The sequence below is a fragment of the Methanoplanus endosymbiosus genome (assembly GCF_024662215.1).
Classification (GTDB): domain Archaea; phylum Halobacteriota; class Methanomicrobia; order Methanomicrobiales; family Methanomicrobiaceae; genus Methanoplanus; species Methanoplanus endosymbiosus.
The window spans coordinates 2,643,163-2,661,029 of sequence record NZ_CP096115.1; the positions used below are offsets into that span (position 1 = coordinate 2,643,163).

21 protein-coding genes are annotated in these 17,867 nt (G+C 45.9%); 4 read left to right on the forward strand and 17 right to left on the reverse strand.

Translation table 11 applies throughout. The features are described 5' to 3' along the window. Nucleotides 1-3 precede the first annotated feature (3 nt). From cfbD to cfbA, 3 genes are read right to left on the reverse strand one after another with little or no spacing between them, the layout of a single operon-like run. The gene (gene cfbD / locus L6E24_RS12145) at nucleotides 4-1,074 is read right to left on the reverse strand and encodes a Ni-sirohydrochlorin a,c-diamide reductive cyclase catalytic subunit (RefSeq protein ID WP_257742239.1); all 1,071 of its coding nucleotides are present in this window, start codon (nucleotides 1,072-1,074) and stop codon (nucleotides 4-6) included. Between the two features lie 6 nt (nucleotides 1,075-1,080). Next, nucleotides 1,081-2,295, reverse strand: coding sequence for a coenzyme F430 synthase (gene cfbE, locus L6E24_RS12150; protein WP_257742240.1), 1,215 nt, complete (start codon nucleotides 2,293-2,295; stop codon nucleotides 1,081-1,083). 5 nt (nucleotides 2,296-2,300) lie between these two features. After that, a complete protein-coding gene (gene cfbA / locus L6E24_RS12155) occupies nucleotides 2,301-2,705 on the reverse strand; it encodes a sirohydrochlorin nickelochelatase (RefSeq protein ID WP_257742241.1) in 405 nt (134 codons plus the stop codon). 326 nt (nucleotides 2,706-3,031) lie between these two features. On the opposite strand from cfbA, the gene L6E24_RS12160 reads away from it, so the two are divergent. The 3 genes from L6E24_RS12160 to L6E24_RS12170 are packed head-to-tail and all read left to right on the forward strand — an operon-like array spanning nucleotide 3,032 to nucleotide 5,722. Then, complete coding sequence (locus tag L6E24_RS12160; protein ID WP_257742242.1) at nucleotides 3,032-4,186, forward strand: methanogenesis marker 9 domain-containing protein; 1,155 nt, start codon at nucleotides 3,032-3,034, stop codon at nucleotides 4,184-4,186. Further along, complete coding sequence (locus L6E24_RS12165; protein ID WP_257742243.1) at nucleotides 4,158-5,084, forward strand: triphosphoribosyl-dephospho-CoA synthase; 927 nt, start codon at nucleotides 4,158-4,160, stop codon at nucleotides 5,082-5,084. The genes L6E24_RS12160 and L6E24_RS12165 overlap by 29 nt, the downstream gene beginning before the upstream one ends. Beyond that, nucleotides 5,060-5,722 (forward strand): DUF447 domain-containing protein, encoded by a 663-nt coding sequence (locus L6E24_RS12170; protein ID WP_257742244.1) that lies wholly within the window; start codon nucleotides 5,060-5,062, stop codon nucleotides 5,720-5,722. Before L6E24_RS12165 ends, L6E24_RS12170 begins: the two co-directional genes overlap by 25 nt. A 16-nt stretch (nucleotides 5,723-5,738) precedes the next feature. On the opposite strand, the gene L6E24_RS12175 is transcribed toward L6E24_RS12170, so the two are convergent. From L6E24_RS12175 to thiD, 5 genes are all read right to left on the reverse strand, one after another. Beyond that, complete coding sequence (locus tag L6E24_RS12175) at nucleotides 5,739-6,128, reverse strand: type IV pilin domain-containing protein (RefSeq protein ID WP_257742245.1); 390 nt, start codon at nucleotides 6,126-6,128, stop codon at nucleotides 5,739-5,741. A 360-nt stretch (nucleotides 6,129-6,488) separates the two neighbouring features. Continuing rightward, on the reverse strand, nucleotides 6,489-6,929 hold the full coding sequence (locus L6E24_RS12180; RefSeq protein ID WP_257742246.1) for a hypothetical protein: 441 nt from the start codon (nucleotides 6,927-6,929) through the stop codon (nucleotides 6,489-6,491). A gap of 4 nt (nucleotides 6,930-6,933) precedes the next feature. Next, a complete protein-coding gene (locus L6E24_RS12185; RefSeq protein WP_257742247.1) occupies nucleotides 6,934-7,212 on the reverse strand; it encodes a hypothetical protein in 279 nt (92 codons plus the stop codon). Then, nucleotides 7,202-7,669, reverse strand: a complete 468-nt coding sequence (locus L6E24_RS12190; protein WP_257742248.1) for an Lrp/AsnC family transcriptional regulator — start codon at nucleotides 7,667-7,669, stop codon at nucleotides 7,202-7,204. Before L6E24_RS12190 ends, L6E24_RS12185 begins: the two co-directional genes overlap by 11 nt. 55 nt (nucleotides 7,670-7,724) lie before the next feature. Continuing rightward, nucleotides 7,725-8,534, reverse strand: a complete 810-nt coding sequence (gene thiD / locus L6E24_RS12195; RefSeq protein WP_257742249.1) for a bifunctional hydroxymethylpyrimidine kinase/phosphomethylpyrimidine kinase — start codon at nucleotides 8,532-8,534, stop codon at nucleotides 7,725-7,727. Between the two features lie 64 nt (nucleotides 8,535-8,598). Between thiD and L6E24_RS12200 the strand changes: the two genes are divergently transcribed. Beyond that, nucleotides 8,599-9,924: an AIR synthase-related protein gene (locus L6E24_RS12200; RefSeq protein WP_257742250.1), complete on the forward strand. Its 1,326-nt coding sequence runs from the start codon at nucleotides 8,599-8,601 to the stop codon at nucleotides 9,922-9,924. 114 nt (nucleotides 9,925-10,038) lie between these two features. Here the strand turns inward: L6E24_RS12200 and L6E24_RS12205 are convergent, their stop codons facing one another. The 9 genes from L6E24_RS12205 to L6E24_RS12245 all read right to left on the reverse strand — a co-directional run bounded on the left by L6E24_RS12205 (nucleotide 10,039) and on the right by L6E24_RS12245 (nucleotide 17,710). Beyond that, a complete protein-coding gene (locus L6E24_RS12205) occupies nucleotides 10,039-10,728 on the reverse strand; it encodes a hypothetical protein (RefSeq protein ID WP_257742251.1) in 690 nt (229 codons plus the stop codon). Between the two features lie 111 nt (nucleotides 10,729-10,839). Further along, complete coding sequence (locus L6E24_RS12210; RefSeq protein ID WP_308219157.1) at nucleotides 10,840-11,538, reverse strand: class I SAM-dependent methyltransferase; 699 nt, start codon at nucleotides 11,536-11,538, stop codon at nucleotides 10,840-10,842. 5 nt (nucleotides 11,539-11,543) lie between these two features. After that, entirely contained in the window at nucleotides 11,544-12,542 is a 999-nt protein-coding gene (locus L6E24_RS12215) for a DNA polymerase III delta subunit-related protein (protein ID WP_257742253.1), read from the reverse strand. Then, complete coding sequence (locus L6E24_RS12220) at nucleotides 12,529-13,260, reverse strand: 4-phosphopantoate--beta-alanine ligase (protein ID WP_257742254.1); 732 nt, start codon at nucleotides 13,258-13,260, stop codon at nucleotides 12,529-12,531. Before L6E24_RS12220 ends, L6E24_RS12215 begins: the two co-directional genes overlap by 14 nt. A gap of 33 nt (nucleotides 13,261-13,293) precedes the next feature. Continuing rightward, the gene (locus L6E24_RS12225; protein ID WP_257742255.1) at nucleotides 13,294-14,151 is read right to left on the reverse strand and encodes a pantoate kinase; all 858 of its coding nucleotides are present in this window, start codon (nucleotides 14,149-14,151) and stop codon (nucleotides 13,294-13,296) included. A gap of 11 nt (nucleotides 14,152-14,162) precedes the next feature. Then, nucleotides 14,163-15,311 carry a bifunctional phosphopantothenoylcysteine decarboxylase/phosphopantothenate--cysteine ligase CoaBC gene (gene coaBC, locus L6E24_RS12230; protein ID WP_257742256.1) on the reverse strand — a complete coding sequence of 383 codons (1,149 nt, stop codon included), beginning with the start codon at nucleotides 15,309-15,311 and terminating at the stop codon, nucleotides 14,163-14,165. Nucleotides 15,312-15,426: 115 nt separating this feature from the next. Then, on the reverse strand, nucleotides 15,427-16,305 hold the full coding sequence (locus L6E24_RS12235) for a class I SAM-dependent methyltransferase (RefSeq protein WP_257742257.1): 879 nt from the start codon (nucleotides 16,303-16,305) through the stop codon (nucleotides 15,427-15,429). A 71-nt stretch (nucleotides 16,306-16,376) separates the two neighbouring features. Beyond that, nucleotides 16,377-17,432: a 60S ribosomal export protein NMD3 gene (locus tag L6E24_RS12240; protein ID WP_257742258.1), complete on the reverse strand. Its 1,056-nt coding sequence runs from the start codon at nucleotides 17,430-17,432 to the stop codon at nucleotides 16,377-16,379. After that, nucleotides 17,429-17,710, reverse strand: coding sequence for a DUF424 domain-containing protein (locus L6E24_RS12245; protein ID WP_257742259.1), 282 nt, complete (start codon nucleotides 17,708-17,710; stop codon nucleotides 17,429-17,431). Before L6E24_RS12245 ends, L6E24_RS12240 begins: the two co-directional genes overlap by 4 nt. Between the last annotated feature and the right edge of the window lie 157 nt (nucleotides 17,711-17,867).

Genomic DNA, 17,867 nt, shown 5'->3' on the forward strand with positions numbered 1-17,867 from the left:
TTGTCAGCTCCGTTTAAAGCTTCTTAAGATGTCCCCAAACTCACCCGGCACAATTTCCCTGACCCCAAGTGTCTTCGGGTGAAGGTCAATCTCCACAACGACATGCTCATGTCCAAAGTCCTTTAATGGTTCAACCTGTCTGGGGCCGTTCGTAACCGAAAAAAGCTCTATGCCCTTGAGATATTCCGGCGGGATAGCATGGGGCACACCGGCAATGAGGGCAAAGTCCGGCCTTAAATCCCTGATAGCCTCTCCGAGGATATCTCCGTTTGCACCATACTCGTCAAGGGCACCTTTTATTGTTGGATCTATGCCTGCACCCTTAATTCCCCTTAGTACATTTTCAGCGTCCTGCCTCACCTTTGGCAGACCTCTCTTTTCAAGATTGAGAATATAGGTGATGTCAGCATCAGGGCAGACCTCATGCAGGGCTATAAGTTCATCGGCAAACATATACGCAGTCTCCTTCTTGGCGTTCATAACTGCAACTCCCTTTTTTCCGGAATATGCAACTGTTACAAGTCTCTCTGCAACGAGATGTTTGAGATCCCCTCTTGAGGGCTGCACATACTTCTTATATGCCGCACCTCTCTCCTTTTCGACCCGGTTTGCCTCCCTTAACACCCACTTCTGCCTCTCAAGTTCATCTGCACTGATCCATCCGGCCTCTGCCGCAGGTTCAAGCGCTGCAATAACTCCGTCAATATTCTCGCGAAAGCCCGCATGTATGTCGATTGCTATTGCCGGAGTAATTATCCCTGAATCCTCAATGGCGGCCTGCATATCCTCGCCTATTATCATGGATACGCATGTCCCGACCACTGCTATTCTCTTCGGTGAAAACTCAGACTCTGCATATCTAAGGACATCTTCGAGAATATTCTGTCCGCCGAATATGAACTCATTGTCTGCAAGCGAGGTGGTGAGCACCCGCAGTCCGTCCTCTTCGAGAAGCCTTGCATGCTTAAATGAGCATCCTGACGGGCCGTGCAGTATGGCAAGGTCAACTCCGAGATCCCTTACAGTGTAAAGCGCAGCAACTATTGAACTTGGTCTTGGCTGAATGTAATGCATATTATATCATCTCCATGTTTTTACAGAAAGGACAATTAAGCCGTTTTCTGTCATTTTTTCCGCAGTTGTAATCCCGTCTGAAAGTCCGGATGATAGAGCCACACATCCTGCCAGCCTCTCTGCCTCCTTCTTCAGCCGCGCTGCCCTCCCTGCAAGAACGATTTTATCTGCTCCTGACTGTCTTATGGCATCCAGTATCTCTCCCGGCGGGAAACCTTCGCATATATTATCTGCCTCAAGGCCTATAACAAGTGTCAGATCCCCTTTAGGAGAGATTTTTCCGGCATATCTGACAGCATCGAGGGTTGTCTCTATATTGACTCCGCTATTTGAATTGTCAATGATTATGTTGCTGCCCCTTTTTCCGGATGACATCCTACCTTCAAGTGCCAAAAAATCCTTCAGGCATGCAGGATCAATTCCGAGGATGCAGGCAGTTGCTGCGGCTGTCTGAAGGGCTTTTTTATATCCGGTAATCTCAAGCAGCGGGTTTTTAAATGTGCCCTTTATTCCGTTATGGCTGTATCGGCATATCCCGTCTTTAACTTCAGTGATGTCCTCTGAGTGAACTGCGCCGGTGTTCCCTACCGGATCTTCACCCGGTGCGGTGATTACCATGCCGGAATTCTTCAGTGATTTTGTTTTTGCCTCAATGGCACTCTTCTTTCCGGAGGCTATCGGATAATCATCCTTTGATGTCAGAATGCCTATGTCCCCCGCACCTGTAACTCCGAGTGACTCTTCGGCTATGAGCCACAGGCCGTTTTCATGAGCATAGAGTGCCGCATCAATTACCGATGCCGGGGTTATGCTCTTCTTCCAGAGAATTTTTCCGCCCGGAAACTCAGCCGTCCCTTTTGATGTATGCAACAGTCCCCTGCTGTTATGCTCTCTTAATACATGGGCGAGTGCATGTGCGGTTGTTGTCTTTCCCCTTGCACCTGTGATCTCTACCATAAGTTCAGGCTTATTATCCCTGATTATAATTGCAGCCGCCTGATGATGTGAGATAATTCTGCAATCCTTTTTCAGGAGGGGATGGTCCGGATCGAGATGCACGGGCGAGGCTGTAAGGTCATAGCTTTTTAAAAGTGCATCATCCTCTGATATTCCGGATTTATGCCTGTATACATCGACTGCATCAGTTTTGTGGCCCGAAGAAATGAGATGGCGGGAGATCTCCTCTCCGCCGTGAATGGTGTCGAGCACCAGTATATTCATGTTAATTACAGGTAATTGTCCAGTGCGAGGTTTGCACTCTCGATCATGAGATCTGCAAGCATTGGGTTGTCTCCGATAGGCTGGGCAAAGACAAGCGGAACGTCTCCTGCATCTGTTGTGAAAGTGCCCTTGTGGCCTCCTTCCTCAAGTCCGAGAATGCCTGGTATATCTTTGTCAATGTGAATGCCTCTTGCAAGGAAGAGCGGTACAACAATGAGTGTGTCGATCTCTTCTTTCTTAAATTCGTCAAGCATCTCCTGAATTGTAGGGGAGCTGTTCTCCATAAATGCGGATTTTACGATATATCCGTCTTCTTTGCCGGAGATTATTGCTGCTGTGCTCTCAATTAACTGTTTATTGTATGGCTTTTTGCTGCCATGGCCAACTAGTAAGAAACCTTTCTTAACCATATGCTACTATGTACCACGATTTTATTAAAAATAATTACCGATTCTGTTTTGAAGGTCTGTTCTGAAGAACGAAACTGCGGATCATTTTGAAGTTGTTGTTACAGAAATTATTCCGTAATCTCTTTTTATGGCTGTTGTTCTGGTGTTTCAATGGATTATCCGGGATTTATGATCTGAGATTATATGTCATATCTGCTGCTCCAAATGCTCAACTGCTGCTTAACTTTTTTCAGTTCATGTTGTTTCTGTTTATGTGATCTTTTTTCTGTTGTTTTTTGTTATCTATACAAAGAGATTAGAAATACTATGACAAAAGTTAAAGGATAATGATGGATCCATATGACCGGTATGAGCTGATGGTAAATGAGAGGGTTGTGAAGACACCTGTCGCACTCTCCTCCATGGCCGGCATAGTCGATGCAGATTACTGCATTGAGAGAAAAGAGCATGTTGGCATGGCATTCATCGGCGGATATTCAATTGATGAACCGACAATAAATGCAGGTGCAGTTCTTCTGAAGGAAGGCAGGAAGGAGTTTATATATGACGATCCTGTTGCAGAACTTAAGGCGCAGACTGATAAACTAAAAGGTTCCGGCATAATTCCGGGTGTAAACCTACGCGGTTCTGCACCGGAATCTTTTGTACATATTGCTTCTGCACTGGGTACGGATGTAATATATGAGATAGATGCACACTGCCGGCAGGAAGCCATGATCAGTGCCTCTTCCGGTGAATACCTTCTGAATCATACAGATCAGTTATGCGATACAATACGGGCGCTGAAAAGTCTCGGAGTTACGGTGTCTGTAAAGATGAGAGCCGGGGTGAATCCTGATGATTCAGAGCTTGCAAAGCTTATCTGGAAGGCTGGTGCTGATATTATCCATGTGGATCTGATGGACTTCGGCATTGCAAAGCTGAAGCAGATAAGGAACAGCTGCCCGTTAATGATAATTGCCAATAATTCAGTCAATGACTTTTCAGTGGCAAAGGATCTCTTCCAGCATGGTGCTGATCTCATCTCACTTGCGAGGCATGCGGATACTGAGACGTTGAAAAATCTGGATAATGCCATTGCAAAGTATGCTGATGAGACCGGCTGGTACAATGCACCCAAGCAGCTGTGCCGCGGCGGGGATATCAGAAGTCTGACATTCTGCTGTATGCCGGTAAAACAGTGTCCGCTTATCCCGGCACTGAAGAGGATTGGTATGACTCCCAAGGAGTATCACGACCTCAAACTTTCGCTTGTGAAAAACACTCCTCTTGAGGATGGGGATACTACATGCTTTGGCAGCCTTGCATGGTGCTGTAAGAGTTCAACGCCCTGTATGTTCAGGGATATCTCACTTAAAAAAGCGGGCATAAATCTATTTGAGTATATGGGCTACAAACACAGACTCTCTGAGAAGATTATGAAGGAGATTTTCAGTGAGGGGGAATCTGAGGATGACAGTAAGACGGACGGGAAGCTCTGACCGGAGCAGTACACTTGCCGGCATGGCGCAGACTGCAATGATGCTTGAGGTCTGTGCCGAGGTTAAGCCGGGGAATGTTGACCGGAAACATGACTATGATGATACCTGGCTTGAGCATTTTTTAGCATCTGCTATATTTGCCGGGCCGGTATTTGATGAGGCTGAGGACTGTGAGTCGGAGAAGGGCATTGGTGAGCTGATCTATGATGCTGTAAAGGCCACCAGTTCACATTCCGGCGGCAATACCCATTTTGGTGCATTTATACTCTTAATTCCGATGATAAATGGAAGAGGTATTGCAGGCGCAGCTGAATGTGTTCAGGAGACAACGGTTGATGATGCAGTCTTCTTCTATAAGGCGTTCGGGCTTACATCTGTCCGGATGAATGAGTCGGATGATGAGATCGATGTCAATGATCCTGAATCCCTCCGGCAGCTTCGTGAGAAGGGCATGACGCTCTATGATGTCATGGAGTACTCTTCTGCCTGTGATATGGTTGCCGGTGAGTGGACATCCGGGTTTAAACTTACGAGGAAGGCGGCAGACCTGATTAAGGAGTTTGGTCATGGACGTGCTGCAATCGGGCCGGCATTTCTTGAGCTGCTGGCAACCGAAAATGACACCTTTGTTGCCAAGAAGCATGGGGACGGGGTTGCCGATCAGACAAGGGAGATGGCGGCTAAGGTGCTGTCGGGCATCAGAGCCGGAACTGTATCCGGAGGCTGTGGCAGTGCGGGTGAAGATACATCCGAAAATGATCTGTTAAGTCCTGAGGACTTTGATATATACTGCCTTGATAAAGGTATCAATCCGGGTTCTATTGCTGATATAACCATTGCCGGAATTTTTGTGGCTCTTATGGAGGGGTGGAGATGGGACTGCTCTGCGGCGGAATAAACGAGATAATTGCAACGACAGTTTCACGCAGGGGGCCATCTGCACAGAAGTCCGGTGCTGACCTGCCGGAGCGTGAGTTCAATGCTGCGCCCATAGGGATTATCAACCGCGATAATCCGGAAAAACCTGAAAAACCTGAAAGTCTGAAGATGGTGCTCTTTCATGGCACGCATACGTCTGAGAACATCGCCCGTGAAGGTGTTGTCGTGGCAAACTTCATCTATGACCCGGTCATCTATGTAAAAACCGCTTTTGGGGATATTGATGACTCTTTTTTTACGGGAGGTAAATGCAGATATAGATCTCTTCACAGCGTTGAAGAGAAAGATACAGATTTCTGCTATCTCAAAAATGCCGAGGCCTGGATACTCTTCTCAGCAGAGGTTGAGCGTGACACCGGTGAGGCACTGATTGTAAACCTTACACCAATAAGGGAACAGAGAGGAAGCATCCGGATACATCCTGTAAACCGCGGTTTTTCCGGCATAATTGAGGCAACGGTTCATGCAACGAGATACATTATGAACAGGGACCCACATCTCTTAGACCTCATAAACCACCATGCATCACTTGTCAGGAAATGCGGCGGCAGAAGAGAACTTGAAGCTCTTGAGTATTTGATGGGTTATATTGATTGAGTTCAAAAAAAAAGTTTTAGGTTGATTTTCCAACAATTTGAGATGTTCCATCTTCAAATGTCCCTACTACGTTTATTTCTCCCCAAGACTTAGGTATTCCTGAATCTTTGCTGAAACCAATTGTTATTCCACCACCCTCTTTTAGGAGTGAAGAACTTGTGGATGTACTAGCTATTAAACTTTGAAGTTTGCTAACATCACTACCTGAAAATACTGTAAATACTACTGTTCCGTCAGAATCAGTACTTGATGTAATCTGCACATCCTTCTGTGCACCGCTCTCTAAATCTCCGGCGAGGCCGAAGACGAATACTGCAATTACTGCCGCCAGAATGACGGTAATTGCGACCATGAGGATAACACCGATAACCGGTGATACTGCCTCTTCATCTTTAATAAATCTCATAATGTTCACCTCACATCCCGCCACGGAAAAATCCGGGCAGAACAATTTCTGAAAATGCCTGATATAACTGCCCGGACATAACTCCGGACAAAAATGTCAGACATCTCCAGCAAACCTGCATGAATCACCGACCCAATGCCTGTTTTAACAAGTAGTTATCATGTTACTTAACATATATATGTTTTGTCAGATTTGCGCCATTATATGAAGAATGGAAATATCCTTTCCTTTGGTAAAAGATCTTGGTAATATTGTGTGATTATGAAATAATATTTCAATTTATTTTATAAATAATTATAATTTTTAATATATTTTTTGTGTGTTTGTATTGGATTATGTCAGATACTGCATTAGATCCTGTCATTTTTGGTTAGGATATATCCTGATAGATCCATCCCCGCTCTCAATTCTGCCCGGAGCAAGAGCCGTTGCAAAACCGGTGATATATGCAATATTCAGTTTGGGATTTTTGATGGAGGATGACATAATATTTTTCTCATTCAGGCTTATCTCAATCACAAGATCCCTTCCATTACCCCTTGCCTCATACATAATTCCGGATGCGATGAGCAGACCCTCAATAACAGTCTCAGGGTTCATACTTGCACTCATGCGTTCATGAACACTTTTCCCGTCCCTCTCTCCAATATCAACAACTATCTCCTCAATCTTCTGAGCAACATCCTCGTCTGAATCCTCAATCAGCCGGTTTAAAACCTCTCCTGAGATATCATGCGGCTTTAAATCCCTTGATAACTTGATCAACTGCCAGTCCCGTGCAAATGAACCGGTTTTAACCATCTATCTAACCTCTCAGGATGGAATAGATCATTGTACAGATTCCTATGATCACAAGCAGGCGTGAGAATATCTCCGACCAGAAAATCCAGAATACGTCCTGTGTCAGAAGGGTTGTAATATCAGTCAGGATAATTCCTATCACAAGCATAAACAGGCCGTACATCAGAAGCAGAATGCTCTGCTGTTTGACAGCCTTATACGCATCATAGAGATAAATTATCAGCACTGCGCCCAGAATCAGAGTTATAAGGGCAAGTAGTTGGTTTAAAATTTCAATTTCCATGCAGATCATACTCCTCAATATTCCAGAACTGTTCTTTCACCTTCTTAACCGTTAAAATGGGTTTGACATCCCTTACACCCGGAAGTTCACTCAGCGGAATTAAAACATCTGCCTTAAGCTGTGCAATCTCATGCACCCTCACCTTTGCGAGAAAATCACTTGGTTCAAGCGTCTCATAAACTTCAAGCACATGGTCCATCCTGACCAGGAAATGCTCAACCTCCGGTTTGTCTATAGGGTTTACTGATATTGACAGAAATACAATTATGGAATGCCTGAAAAATTCCGGATTCACAACTATTGTAAATCTCTGAATTATTCCATTTGATTTTAATTTCTCTATTCTTTTAAAGACCGTTGACGGGGCAATACTGAGTTTTTTGCCGAGTTCAGCCATGGAGGTTCTTCCGTCCTTTGCAAGTTCACTCAGAATTGCATTATCTACTTTATCCAGCATTTAAATCCTTTTGTTTTAATTATTCTTTCAGAGTTTAAATATTATTGTTATCTATTCAGTATTCATCCACATTGGTGTGCAATGCTGGATTCACCACAAATCTCCCGGAATCTGACCTGAAAGGTTCAGATATAGCAGAATTTATAAAATTCTTGGCTGACCTGCATGCAGCGGGCAGCACCATGCCTTTAGCCATGTACGCCGCAATTGCAGAAGAGAGGCAGCAGCCTGTCCCGTGAAAGTCACCGGCCAGCCTTCCGGATGAGAACTCAGTAACTCTCTCCTTTTCCACCAGAATATCAGCTGACACATCTCCTTTCAGATGCCCGCCTTTAATCAGCACTGCCCCTGCGCCCATATCAAGGATCACCCTTCCGGCATGGACCATATCTTCCCTCCCTGCAATATCACCAATGCCTGAAAGAACGGCTGCCTCAGGAATATTTGGGGTTACAAGCGCAGATTTCGGAATGAGTACTTCCATAAGCGCCGCCACCGCATCTTCATCAATGAGCCGTGAACCGCTAGTTGATACCATAACCGGATCAATAATGAGAGGCACGCCTCCGGGAATATTCTCGGAGACAGCCTCTATAATTCTGCCATCGGGCAGCATTCCGGTTTTATACACCTTTATCCCGAAATCATCCCTCACAGCCTGTATCTGCATCCCGACAGCCTCTGCTGATAGATTCCATATGCCTCTGACCTCCCGGCTGTTCTGTGCCGTCACTGCTGTTACAACTGTGCAGCCCCACACCCCAAGTGATGAAAATGTTTTAAGGTCTGCCTGAATGCCTGCGCCTCCGCCGGAGTCCGACCCGGCAATAGAGCATGCGGCAGGAATTTTGCTATAATTTATCATATCCGGATACTCTCTGCTGTATTATCTGTGACTATTTATTATGTTATGCTGAAAAAACACTACTATGGACGTTGAGCATTTCGCCCGGAAAGAACTCGCAGAAGGGGCGGACGAGAATACAATAATAAACAATCTTTCAGCACATATTCTGAAATTCAAGTCATGCTCAGATGAATATGCCCGTAATTTTGCAAAAGCAGTAATTACCGAGGCAAAGAATTCTTCCGGACTAACAGGCGATCTCTTTGAATATTACCATTCAGGTGTCGGAATGGGTGAGTTCGGAGTCGGATCAAGGGGCGAAGGAGATTTCTTTGCCCACCGTCAATTGCCCAAAATTATCGGGAAATCGGGCGCGGAGGTCGGCGTTGATGAGATGGATGATGCAGGAGTTGTAACCGCCGGCGGAAAATATATTATCAATACAGTTGACGGTATGCACTCAAGGCTCTCCGATTTTCCATTCCTTGCGGGATTTCACGTAACAAGGGCAACACTGCGTGATGTTTATGTGATGGGCGCAAAGCCGGTTGCGATGATCTCTGACATCCATGTTGCAGATGACGGCGATGTTGCAAAGGTCTTTGACTACACAGCCGGAATTTCGGTTGTCAGTGATATGATGAATATCCCGCTCGTAAGCGGCTCAACACTCAGAATCGGCGGTGATATGGTGCTCGGTGACAGAATGACCGGGTGTGTCGGCGCTGTCGGCGTATCTGAGCATCTCACTGCCAGATCATCAACTGTTCCCGGTGACATTCTTCTCATGACTGAGGGCGCAGGGGGAGGCACAATTGCAACCGCTGCAATCTACTCCGGATTTCCGGAAGTCGTTGAGAAGACCATCAATCTCTCCTTCTTAAAGGCATGTGAGGCCCTTCTTAACAGTGAAGTATTGTCCCGCATCCATTCAATGACAGATGTCACAAACGGCGGCCTGAGGGGTGATGTATATGAGATGGCAGAGACCGCCCGGTGCAGAATTGTAATCGAGGAGAGCAATCTCAGGGACCTTGTCGATCCGACTGTCCTTAAGATGCTTGATGCCCTTGATATCGACTATCTCGGCGTATCCCTCGATGCTCTTTTGGTGGTTGCACCACCTGAGGCTGCCGATGAGATCATATCGGTTGTGCAGGCATCCGGGGTAAAGATGAGAAAGATCGGCTATGCGACTGAAGGCCCGTCAGACTCAAAGATAATTCTCAATGGTGAGATGAAGGATTTCGTGCCGGAGTTCCGGGAATCTGCATACACTCCCCTCAAGAAAGCCGTGGACAAAATTCCGGGTGATATAAACGATATGAAGAGGCGTGTTGAAAAGGCGGCAGATGAAGCCGTAGAGAAGAAGATGAGAATAATTGCAAAATTAAAAGAGCGTTACTGATTATAGTAATCTCTTTTAAAAAATTTAGTGTAAATCCTCCTGGTCTTTAGCCCGGAGGTAGTTCACTCTGCCGGCGGCACCTGTATTGATATTCCGTGATGACTTCTGTGCCTTTCAGCACATATCATCATCAAGCCCGCCTTCATAGGCACATACTCCGCAGCGTGGTGAGTTCACAACCGGAAGCTGCATGCCCTCATCGCACTCGTGTTCTTCATAGCATTCGTCACAGAAGAGATAACTGTCTGAACCCTCATACAGGCATTCAAGGCAGATTATTGTGGCCTCTTTGCCGCAGACTGAACATAATGCCTCAGGCATCTTATTCCTGGCAACAATTTCCACGTCATATCCTTTTTTTGTTCTGTAAGGCAGTTTTGAGATCACCTTAAAGTCCAGGTATGTCGTACTTCCGTAGTCGTAGATATGCTCTCCGGTCAGGCCATCACAGAATATCCCATCAACTCCTGTCTCCATGCTCTCTACAACATCTAAGAATGCCCCCTCAGGAAATGACTCGTAATCCCGACCTGCTATCTTAAATGAGGAGAGATGCCCGCAACATTCAAGCCAGACGGCCCTCAGTTTTTTATCTATATCTTTTAGGGTTGCTTTTCTGTCCACAAGAAGATATATCCAGTACTCCGGCATGCCTTCTCCTGTAAAGAGTACAAGCCAGGACTGAGGTTTTTTCTCCTCTGCCCTGTCAGCTTTCAGTGCTTTGATTATCTCAGTTTTTGCCTTTCTCTTAGTGGTATCGTTCTTTGAGACGAGACATCTTCCGGGGTAAGTCCGTGAAGCCATTGAAAAAAGTTAGAACTTTGGGATATATTATTTTATTGATGACCGTAATGAGATGGAGATTATTTCTAAGTGTGCAACTGTGAGGGGGCTATATAGAGGGGGACTGAAATGTTACTCTTTCACACCGGAGGCGCATATATTAAATGCCAGGTAGGGCATCTTCTCCTCAACAAAAGGTTCAAGTTTCTTTGTGAAGGAGTACATTTTTGGTTTTAAATCGACATGGGCAAAGGACTTTCTCTCAACTCTCACATCAGAAAATCCAATTTTGTCAAAGAGTGCTGTCAGTTCATCCTCGCGGTAGTAATGCTCACCGAAGTACGCCATACCAACCCTCTTAATCTTCAGTTTCTCACCGATTCTGTATGCAACCGGCACCATGGTGGTAAAGACATTCTTTCCAAGTGTGCATATAGAGATTGAACCTCCGGGCTTCAGGATTCGGAATGACTCCTCAAGCATATCCTCCGGATTCTGAAGATATGAAAAAGCAAGCAGGCTTGTAACTGCATCAAAACTTTCATCCTTAAATGGCAGAACTTCTGCATTTCCGGTCATGAAATCAGCACTGCATTTCTCAATTCCCTTAATGACCATTCCCCTGCTGATGTCAAGCCCTACTGCCTCACCGCCAAGGGCAATATACCTCCTCATAAACAGTCCCGTTCCGCAGCCGAGGTCCAGGAGTTTTTTCCCTTTTGGGATATTGGGCATTACATTCTCGCATATATGGTTGTAATATATCTGGCCCTGTGACTGGTCGTAGTGTTTGTCATAGACAGTTGCCACGCTGTCGTAATGTTCGGACACCTTCTTCAATTGAAAACCTCTGATATGATATTTGATATGAGTGCGTTTATCTGGAGATATTCATTACCGGCTTCTGTCAGTCTGTAATCTGCATCTCCAAGCATCAGCGCAATTCGCGGGTCATTATATTCTCTTCTGGCAGTTGCCGATATCTCGTTTATGACCTCTCTGGCTGAGAGGCCGTATTCGATCATTATCATCTCTGCTGTCTCTTTTGATTTTGCAAAATCTGCTGCCTGTATTGATTTAAAAAGTGCGGCTGAAACCGATGAAATCTCGGATTTTGAGAGATCTATGATGTCTGCTTCATCTTTTTTTGTTGCCATTATCTGAAGGTATGTCACTGCTTTGCGGCAGTCTCCCTTTGAGAACTCTGCAATAAGGTCAAGGTCGTCATCCGGAATTTCATCCCCTGAGATCTCTTCTTTCTTCATTATATCCTTCATTATCCCAATAATTGTTTCATTGGGGAGGGGTTTGAAGAATAGCGGCAGGCAGCGGGAGTATATTGCCGGAATTATTGTGGATGAGCGTCTTGTCAGCAGAATGAATCTGCATGTGCGGCTGTACTTCTCCATAATTCTTCTGAGTGCCGCCTGTGCGGCAAAGGGGAGCATGTCGGCCTCTTCAAATGCAAGTATCTTAAAATCAGCTTCAAAAGGTCTCATGGAGGCATACCACTTGACGATATGCTTGAAATTATTTATCAGACTCTCTTCCTTCTTATACAGGTGTGAAAATCTCTCTTCATTTTCAAGCCAGGTTTTTCCCTGCGTGAAGAGAATTCCAGCCTGGATTATGCTCAGGTTCTCGTCCGCATAGTCTCCGTAGATCTCCTTTGCAAGGGACTGCACTGCGCATGTCTTGCCTGTGCCGTGCGGGCCGAAGAGCAGCATATGGGGTATGTTTTTACTCCTGCCAAATCCTCCGATGTGGCTGATTATCTCTTCCTGGCCGTATATATCTTCAAATTTTTCGGGCCGGTATTTCTCAATCCAGAGCATTGGACAGATTCTCCACTATATCTTTTACCGCAGACTCCAAAAAAGATCTGCTGTTATAGTCTGATATGAGCTGTTCAGCCTCATCTTTCTTCAGGTTTGTGCAGAATTCTGTCATATTTGCAAGTGCCCTTGACAGTTCATCAACTATTGGCAGGGAAGAGGTCTTTGCAGTCCTTGAGAGTGGGTTTAAGTCAATTGCTATAACCGTCTTTCCCATATTCACGAGTGCTTCACATCTGTCCCCGTCTTCAAGGGGAACCAGTATGAGATCACAGCTGTAAATTCCGTCCCTGAGGCATAATGCCCTGTCATGTGAGAGGGGCAAAAGCCTCTCAGACTCTCCTTTTAATACATCAGCTCCGGCATCTTCGAGAAGTTCTGTTATCATCCGGACTCTCTTTTCAGTTCTGTGAAAGAGGTTTACCTCGACTGCTGCACCGGATGCTCTCTGAAGTTTTGCTATCTCTTCTGCTGCAAGGGCAGCTGTGTTGCCGTTGACCGATATCACCGGATTTTTGGCATTGAGAAAGAGTGCAGCAGCTGTTTTTTCCGCAAGCAGTGCTGACTGTGTTGTTCTTTCACCGATGAGGTAGTCAAAAGCCTCCCCTCTTCCGTGTGCGCCGACACCTTCCATTGCAACTATGCCCTTAAGTGCGGCATCTGCTATTCTTTCCCTTCTAATTAGTGACTTATATCTCGGATGATCTTTGGGTATCATTACTAATCTCTTCCGTATTTTAAGTTCCGTTAATTATTTGGACTGCAAAAGGGAATAACCTGATTCTGATATCTTCATGACATAGACACTGCCGAACCGGGAGAGGATCTTCTTTGCCGGATTTCCGTATGCGAACACCCCGTTGCCAAGCATGGTCATCGATGCCGGCACTGATTCTTCTTCACATGCCCTGATAATTTTCTCTGCATCCTCTGTCATAAGTCCGGATTCAAAGGCAAATTTTTTGGACATCCGGAAAAATTCCTCAATTCCTCCCGGACATCCGGACGGGAACGCCTTCCTGGTATCTTCAAGGATCTTCGTGTTTTTTACAATCTCTTCTGTTGGAATGGGGCTTAAGCTCACAGCGGCGATCTCTTCATCTGCATCAAACTTCCTGATGATCTCACCGTTTAGTCCGGGCGTTTTCCTGCATATGTATCCCCCGCCCGTTGCTGCCGGAACATCACCGAGGCCGGATGATGAGTACACCTCTGCCTCATAGGCGAGGGCTTCTCTCTTTTCTGTTGAATATCCGCATTCAAAGCAGTCGTCTGCTGCTGTAACCGCTGACAGCAGGGCAGCTGCACTAAGGCCGAATCCTGAACCCAGCGGCAGCCTGCATTCTGTCTGAACGCGGGCTGTGACATTCATCCTTCTGAGGGCATATGCTATCGGTGGGGACCCGCTTATTTTCGTGAGGATTTTATTGTCATCTCCTCTTCTGATGATCTCAACAGCTGTCTTATCAGAGTATGAGACAGTAGTGGTTACGCCTTCGGTGATGACTATGCCCCCTCCGATACTGCCTTTATCGCCGTTTGTGCAGGTTTTCGGGCAGAAATAGCCAGATATGTGCCCCGGAGAGAAGGCTTTTGAGATCTTTGTCATATCTGTTCTCCTTAAGGCTGCAGGGCTGCCTTCCACAACTCCTTTGCTATCTCTTCTTTTTGCCCTTCAGTTTCTGTTATGCCGCTTTCTGTTACGAATCTGTACCTGCCGGATAAACTTCCCATCACATCCGGAGTATTGACTGCTACCATGAAGATGCCTTTTTTAACCATCTCCTTTGCCTTATCTTCTTCGTCCCTGCCGAGTTTGAAGGCGATAATCTTCGCATCCGGATTTTTGCCCTTAAGTGCCAGCATTCCGTCAAGAAGCTTTGGTTTTGGGAGCAGTGTTATGGTTACTCCTTCACCTGAAGGGATTTTTCCACTGTAAATTTCCGGTGCGAAATCCGAGATGGCAGCGGCGCTTATGTAGTAGTCCGGAAATTCATCGTCTGCATAATTCAGGACTGCCTCTCTCATGGAGTCGGAGTCTGATGTCTTGATGTTATTGATGAGCGGGATTGCAGTGTTTTTATGGACAATAGTCACATCTGCGCCAAGCCTGTATGCCTCAAGGGCTATCTCCCTTCCCATTGCACCGCTTGAACCCGTTGTTAAGACTCTGACATCATCGAGTGGTTCTGTACATGCACCTGAGGTTATGAGCACTCTCTTTCCGGCTAAGGGCTTTTCTCCGCATGCCCTCTCAGACTCCAGGACAATGTCATCGTTTGATGCCTGCTTGGCCTTGTTCTCTTCCAGTTTTGGTTCTACAAAGGATATGCCCCAGCTCTTCAGTTTCTCTATTGACTCCTTCACTGCCGGATGCCTGTACATGCTCTCATGCATTGCCGGGACAATCACAACCGGCATGCCTCTGCCAATGGCTGTTGTTGCAAATGTCGTAACCGGAGTGTCGTCTATACCGCCGGCTATCTTGCAGATCGTATTGGCGGTTGCAGGTGCTATGAGCAGAATATCTCCGCTTCCGCCGATGCCGCAGTATTTCACATGCTCTATCAGTCCGGTGATCTCAGTTATTGCCGGATGATCACATGCGTATGTCACTGCATCGGGGTGGATTATTCCGCATGCGGCCCTGCTCATTACAGCCCTGACTTCTGCACCTTTTCGTCTCAGTGCCCTTGCAAGTTTTATATCCTCAACCGCAGCAATGCTTCCGGTGATTCCAAGAATTACTGTTTTTCCCTTCAGTGTCATTATGTCTCATCTCTTCTGGGGTTTTTCAGCCGTTTTTCTGGTATTTATGGAGTTTTTACCCTGCCGGCAGTTTTGGTAGTAAAGCAGATTTAACTGTTGTATTATTGTCCGGTTATTATATTATCGTTACGTCCTGAACTATATGCCATCGTCCGGGGGAATACTTCTTAACCTTTATTTCCTTTATTTCGCATTCATATCCGGCATTGTTCAGAACTTCCCTTATTCTGTCCCCGACAGAATCTATGCTGTGCAGGTGCAGTATGCTGCCTCTTTTAATGTGTGGTATAAGGTCTTTGAGCATATTTACTGAGTCAAAATGACCCATCAGTACCCTGTCGTAGGTTCCCCTGAGAAGGTCCCTGCAATCGCCCAAATCTGCGGTTATGTTATTTTTAAGGCCGTTTGCTGTTATATTTTTATTCAGGAATTGGTATGAGTCCGGGTTTAGCTCCATTGCGTGAACCATACCGCCGGCTTTTCCGGCAGGGATGGTAAAATAGCCGATTCCGGCGAACATATCGGCGATACGCTCTTCTCTTCCGGAATTTTTAACGAGGGTTTCGATTCTCATCTTCTCATCCCGGTTGCCCATTGCAAACATCACCTTTGAAGGGTCAATAAAAAATATATGCCCGGCTTCCCTGTGGCAGGTTTCACTGCACTCACCATATAAAACTTCGGTATCCGGGATTCTCTTCTCACTGTTAAATCCCTTCAGGAGGAGGATGCCTTTTGGATTTTTCCAACCTATGATCTCAGAGATCTCAGATTCTGTGGGCCTGCTTCCATGGATTACCGCAATGTCACCAATCATCTGGTATCCGGGGCCGCTGTACCTCTTACGCTCTTTTATCTCTGTATCTGAGGAATATCCGTCCTTAACAGGCACATATGCAGTATCACCTCTGACATAGGGCCGTCTGCTCCTGTCTGCCCATTCCCAGCCGGAAATCCGGGTCAGTTCTGAGGTCTTAACGGTTCTGCATCTCATATCTGATCTTCTGTTATCTCCTGCTTCATTGCCGGAATATTTCCGGGCGGCACACCATTTTCTTCACTATCTTATCCGACTGGGACAAGGTTGTCGTTTTCAGGGTCTCGGAGAACTCTGATCTCTGAACCTTCTCTTATATACAGCCACTTTGGTATCAGCACCTCGCGGCTTTCATAATTTTTCGGGTCTAAAATTCCGGCTGTGTTGCCTTCGGTATATGTAACAAGGGCGTTTTCAATTACCCTGATATTTCCGACTGATCTCTCTACGTCATCCTCCCGCAGGGATTTTAACATGCCGTCCTCAAAATCAAAGACTTTCAGAAGTCCGGACTCGATATACCTTACTTCGAGGTATTTTCCTTTGGAGTAGAGTATCTCACCCTTCTGGTATCTTGGAAGCTTTATTAAGTAGGTTATCCTGTACAGCGGCCTTCCGTCCTTCTCGCCTATCAGTTTCGGGTGTTTTGTTATTTTTCCGCCAAGCCTTTTTTTGATCTCTCTTGATATGCTCTCGCCGAGATTGTGGCTGCTTATGACAATATCGATCCCGTCTTTTGTATTCTTGGTCTCAGTGATGAATGAGAGCCTTTCTCCGGCATTCTGGACACTGTCCTCAATTTCGGTTGCTATCTCTTCTGAAACTGCACGTTCATGATCATCGGGCCTTCTGCCTTCTGCCCTTACCTGAATGACTCCGGCATAGTATCCGCCGGATAATCTGCTGCACCTGTCGCACTGCTCTTTGATCCATACGATGAGTGTTCTGCATTCATCTTCCACATGCCTGCCGTAGAGTTCTCCTGATATCATTATCTTTACTGAGGTTCTGTTCGGGCTTGGTTCAAAGTGGGAGAGCTGTATGTTGTAGTCATACATATCCTCATGCAGGTGAACTGCGGAGAGGGCGATCTCTGCAATGAGGTCTTCCATTTCCACCTTGCAGTCTGTCCATATTGCTCCGTTTTTCATTGAACCGCATGTGGGGCATTGTGTGCACTGCACTCTTGGGTCACAGACTAACCATTCTGTTTCGGCGATTCTGCATTCCGGACAAAGGCCCTTTTTTGTAGGTTTTCCGCATTTTGGGCAGATGTTCTGTTTGATGTCAATATTTTCGGTCATAGGATCTGTGCGTGTGGTATGTCTTGTATGTATATGCAGTAGTCTTCGTCAGCCAGTCCGCATCTGACTGCAACTGCTATTACTCTCTTTCCGATGAGGTTGGCATTTGTTGCCTTCTTTAGTGCCTCTTCAAACTCTTCTTCAGTGACTTTTTCATTCCCGTAAAAATTTTCACTGACCTCAATCTCTATTTTCTCATCTGATAATGTTGTATTCAATAATTCACAGTCGCATGCAGCAAGGATCTCTTCGCATCCCGGCGATCTGTGTATCTTCATGTACATATCATTAGTATCTGTCTGTAGTATTGAATAAAGGAAATGATGGTGCAGTCCGGGATGTCCTGTTATTGTTTTTTTTCGGATTGAAGTTCCGGTACTGTATGCTTGTGGTGTATTGTCTCTCTGTTGTCAGTGCATTTTTGTAGATTACTGC

Bases quoted from the DNA above. Each gene is read 5' to 3' on its own strand.
- L6E24_RS12215 (WP_257742253.1), bottom strand. From the start codon at position 12,542: ATGCTCTGGATTGAGAAATACCGGCCCGAAAAATTTGAAGATATATAC.
- thiD (WP_257742249.1), bottom strand. From the start codon at position 8,534: ATGATAAATTATAGCAAAATTCCTGCCGCATGCTCTATTGCCGGGTCG.
- L6E24_RS12205 (WP_257742251.1), bottom strand. From the start codon at position 10,728: ATGGCTTCACGGACTTACCCCGGAAGATGTCTCGTCTCAAAGAACGAT.
- L6E24_RS12245 (WP_257742259.1), bottom strand. From the start codon at position 17,710: ATGAAGATACACAGATCGCCGGGATGCGAAGAGATCCTTGCTGCATGC.
- L6E24_RS12220 (WP_257742254.1), bottom strand. From the start codon at position 13,260: ATGATACCCAAAGATCATCCGAGATATAAGTCACTAATTAGAAGGGAA.
- cfbA (WP_257742241.1), bottom strand. From the start codon at position 2,705: ATGGTTAAGAAAGGTTTCTTACTAGTTGGCCATGGCAGCAAAAAGCCA.
- L6E24_RS12160 (WP_257742242.1), top strand. From the start codon at position 3,032: ATGATGGATCCATATGACCGGTATGAGCTGATGGTAAATGAGAGGGTT.
- cfbE (WP_257742240.1), bottom strand. From the start codon at position 2,295: ATGAATATACTGGTGCTCGACACCATTCACGGCGGAGAGGAGATCTCC.
- coaBC (WP_257742256.1), bottom strand. From the start codon at position 15,311: ATGACACTGAAGGGAAAAACAGTAATTCTTGGAATCACCGGAAGCATT.
- L6E24_RS12165 (WP_257742243.1), top strand. From the start codon at position 4,158: ATGACAGTAAGACGGACGGGAAGCTCTGACCGGAGCAGTACACTTGCC.
- cfbD (WP_257742239.1), bottom strand. From the start codon at position 1,074: ATGCATTACATTCAGCCAAGACCAAGTTCAATAGTTGCTGCGCTTTAC.
- L6E24_RS12170 (WP_257742244.1), top strand. From the start codon at position 5,060: ATGGGACTGCTCTGCGGCGGAATAAACGAGATAATTGCAACGACAGTT.
- L6E24_RS12190 (WP_257742248.1), bottom strand. From the start codon at position 7,669: ATGCTGGATAAAGTAGATAATGCAATTCTGAGTGAACTTGCAAAGGAC.
- L6E24_RS12240 (WP_257742258.1), bottom strand. From the start codon at position 17,432: ATGACCGAAAATATTGACATCAAACAGAACATCTGCCCAAAATGCGGA.
- L6E24_RS12200 (WP_257742250.1), top strand. From the start codon at position 8,599: ATGGACGTTGAGCATTTCGCCCGGAAAGAACTCGCAGAAGGGGCGGAC.
- L6E24_RS12175 (WP_257742245.1), bottom strand. From the start codon at position 6,128: ATGAGATTTATTAAAGATGAAGAGGCAGTATCACCGGTTATCGGTGTT.
- L6E24_RS12180 (WP_257742246.1), bottom strand. From the start codon at position 6,929: ATGGTTAAAACCGGTTCATTTGCACGGGACTGGCAGTTGATCAAGTTA.
- L6E24_RS12225 (WP_257742255.1), bottom strand. From the start codon at position 14,151: ATGACAAAGATCTCAAAAGCCTTCTCTCCGGGGCACATATCTGGCTAT.
- L6E24_RS12235 (WP_257742257.1), bottom strand. From the start codon at position 16,305: ATGAGATGCAGAACCGTTAAGACCTCAGAACTGACCCGGATTTCCGGC.
- L6E24_RS12185 (WP_257742247.1), bottom strand. From the start codon at position 7,212: ATGGAAATTGAAATTTTAAACCAACTACTTGCCCTTATAACTCTGATT.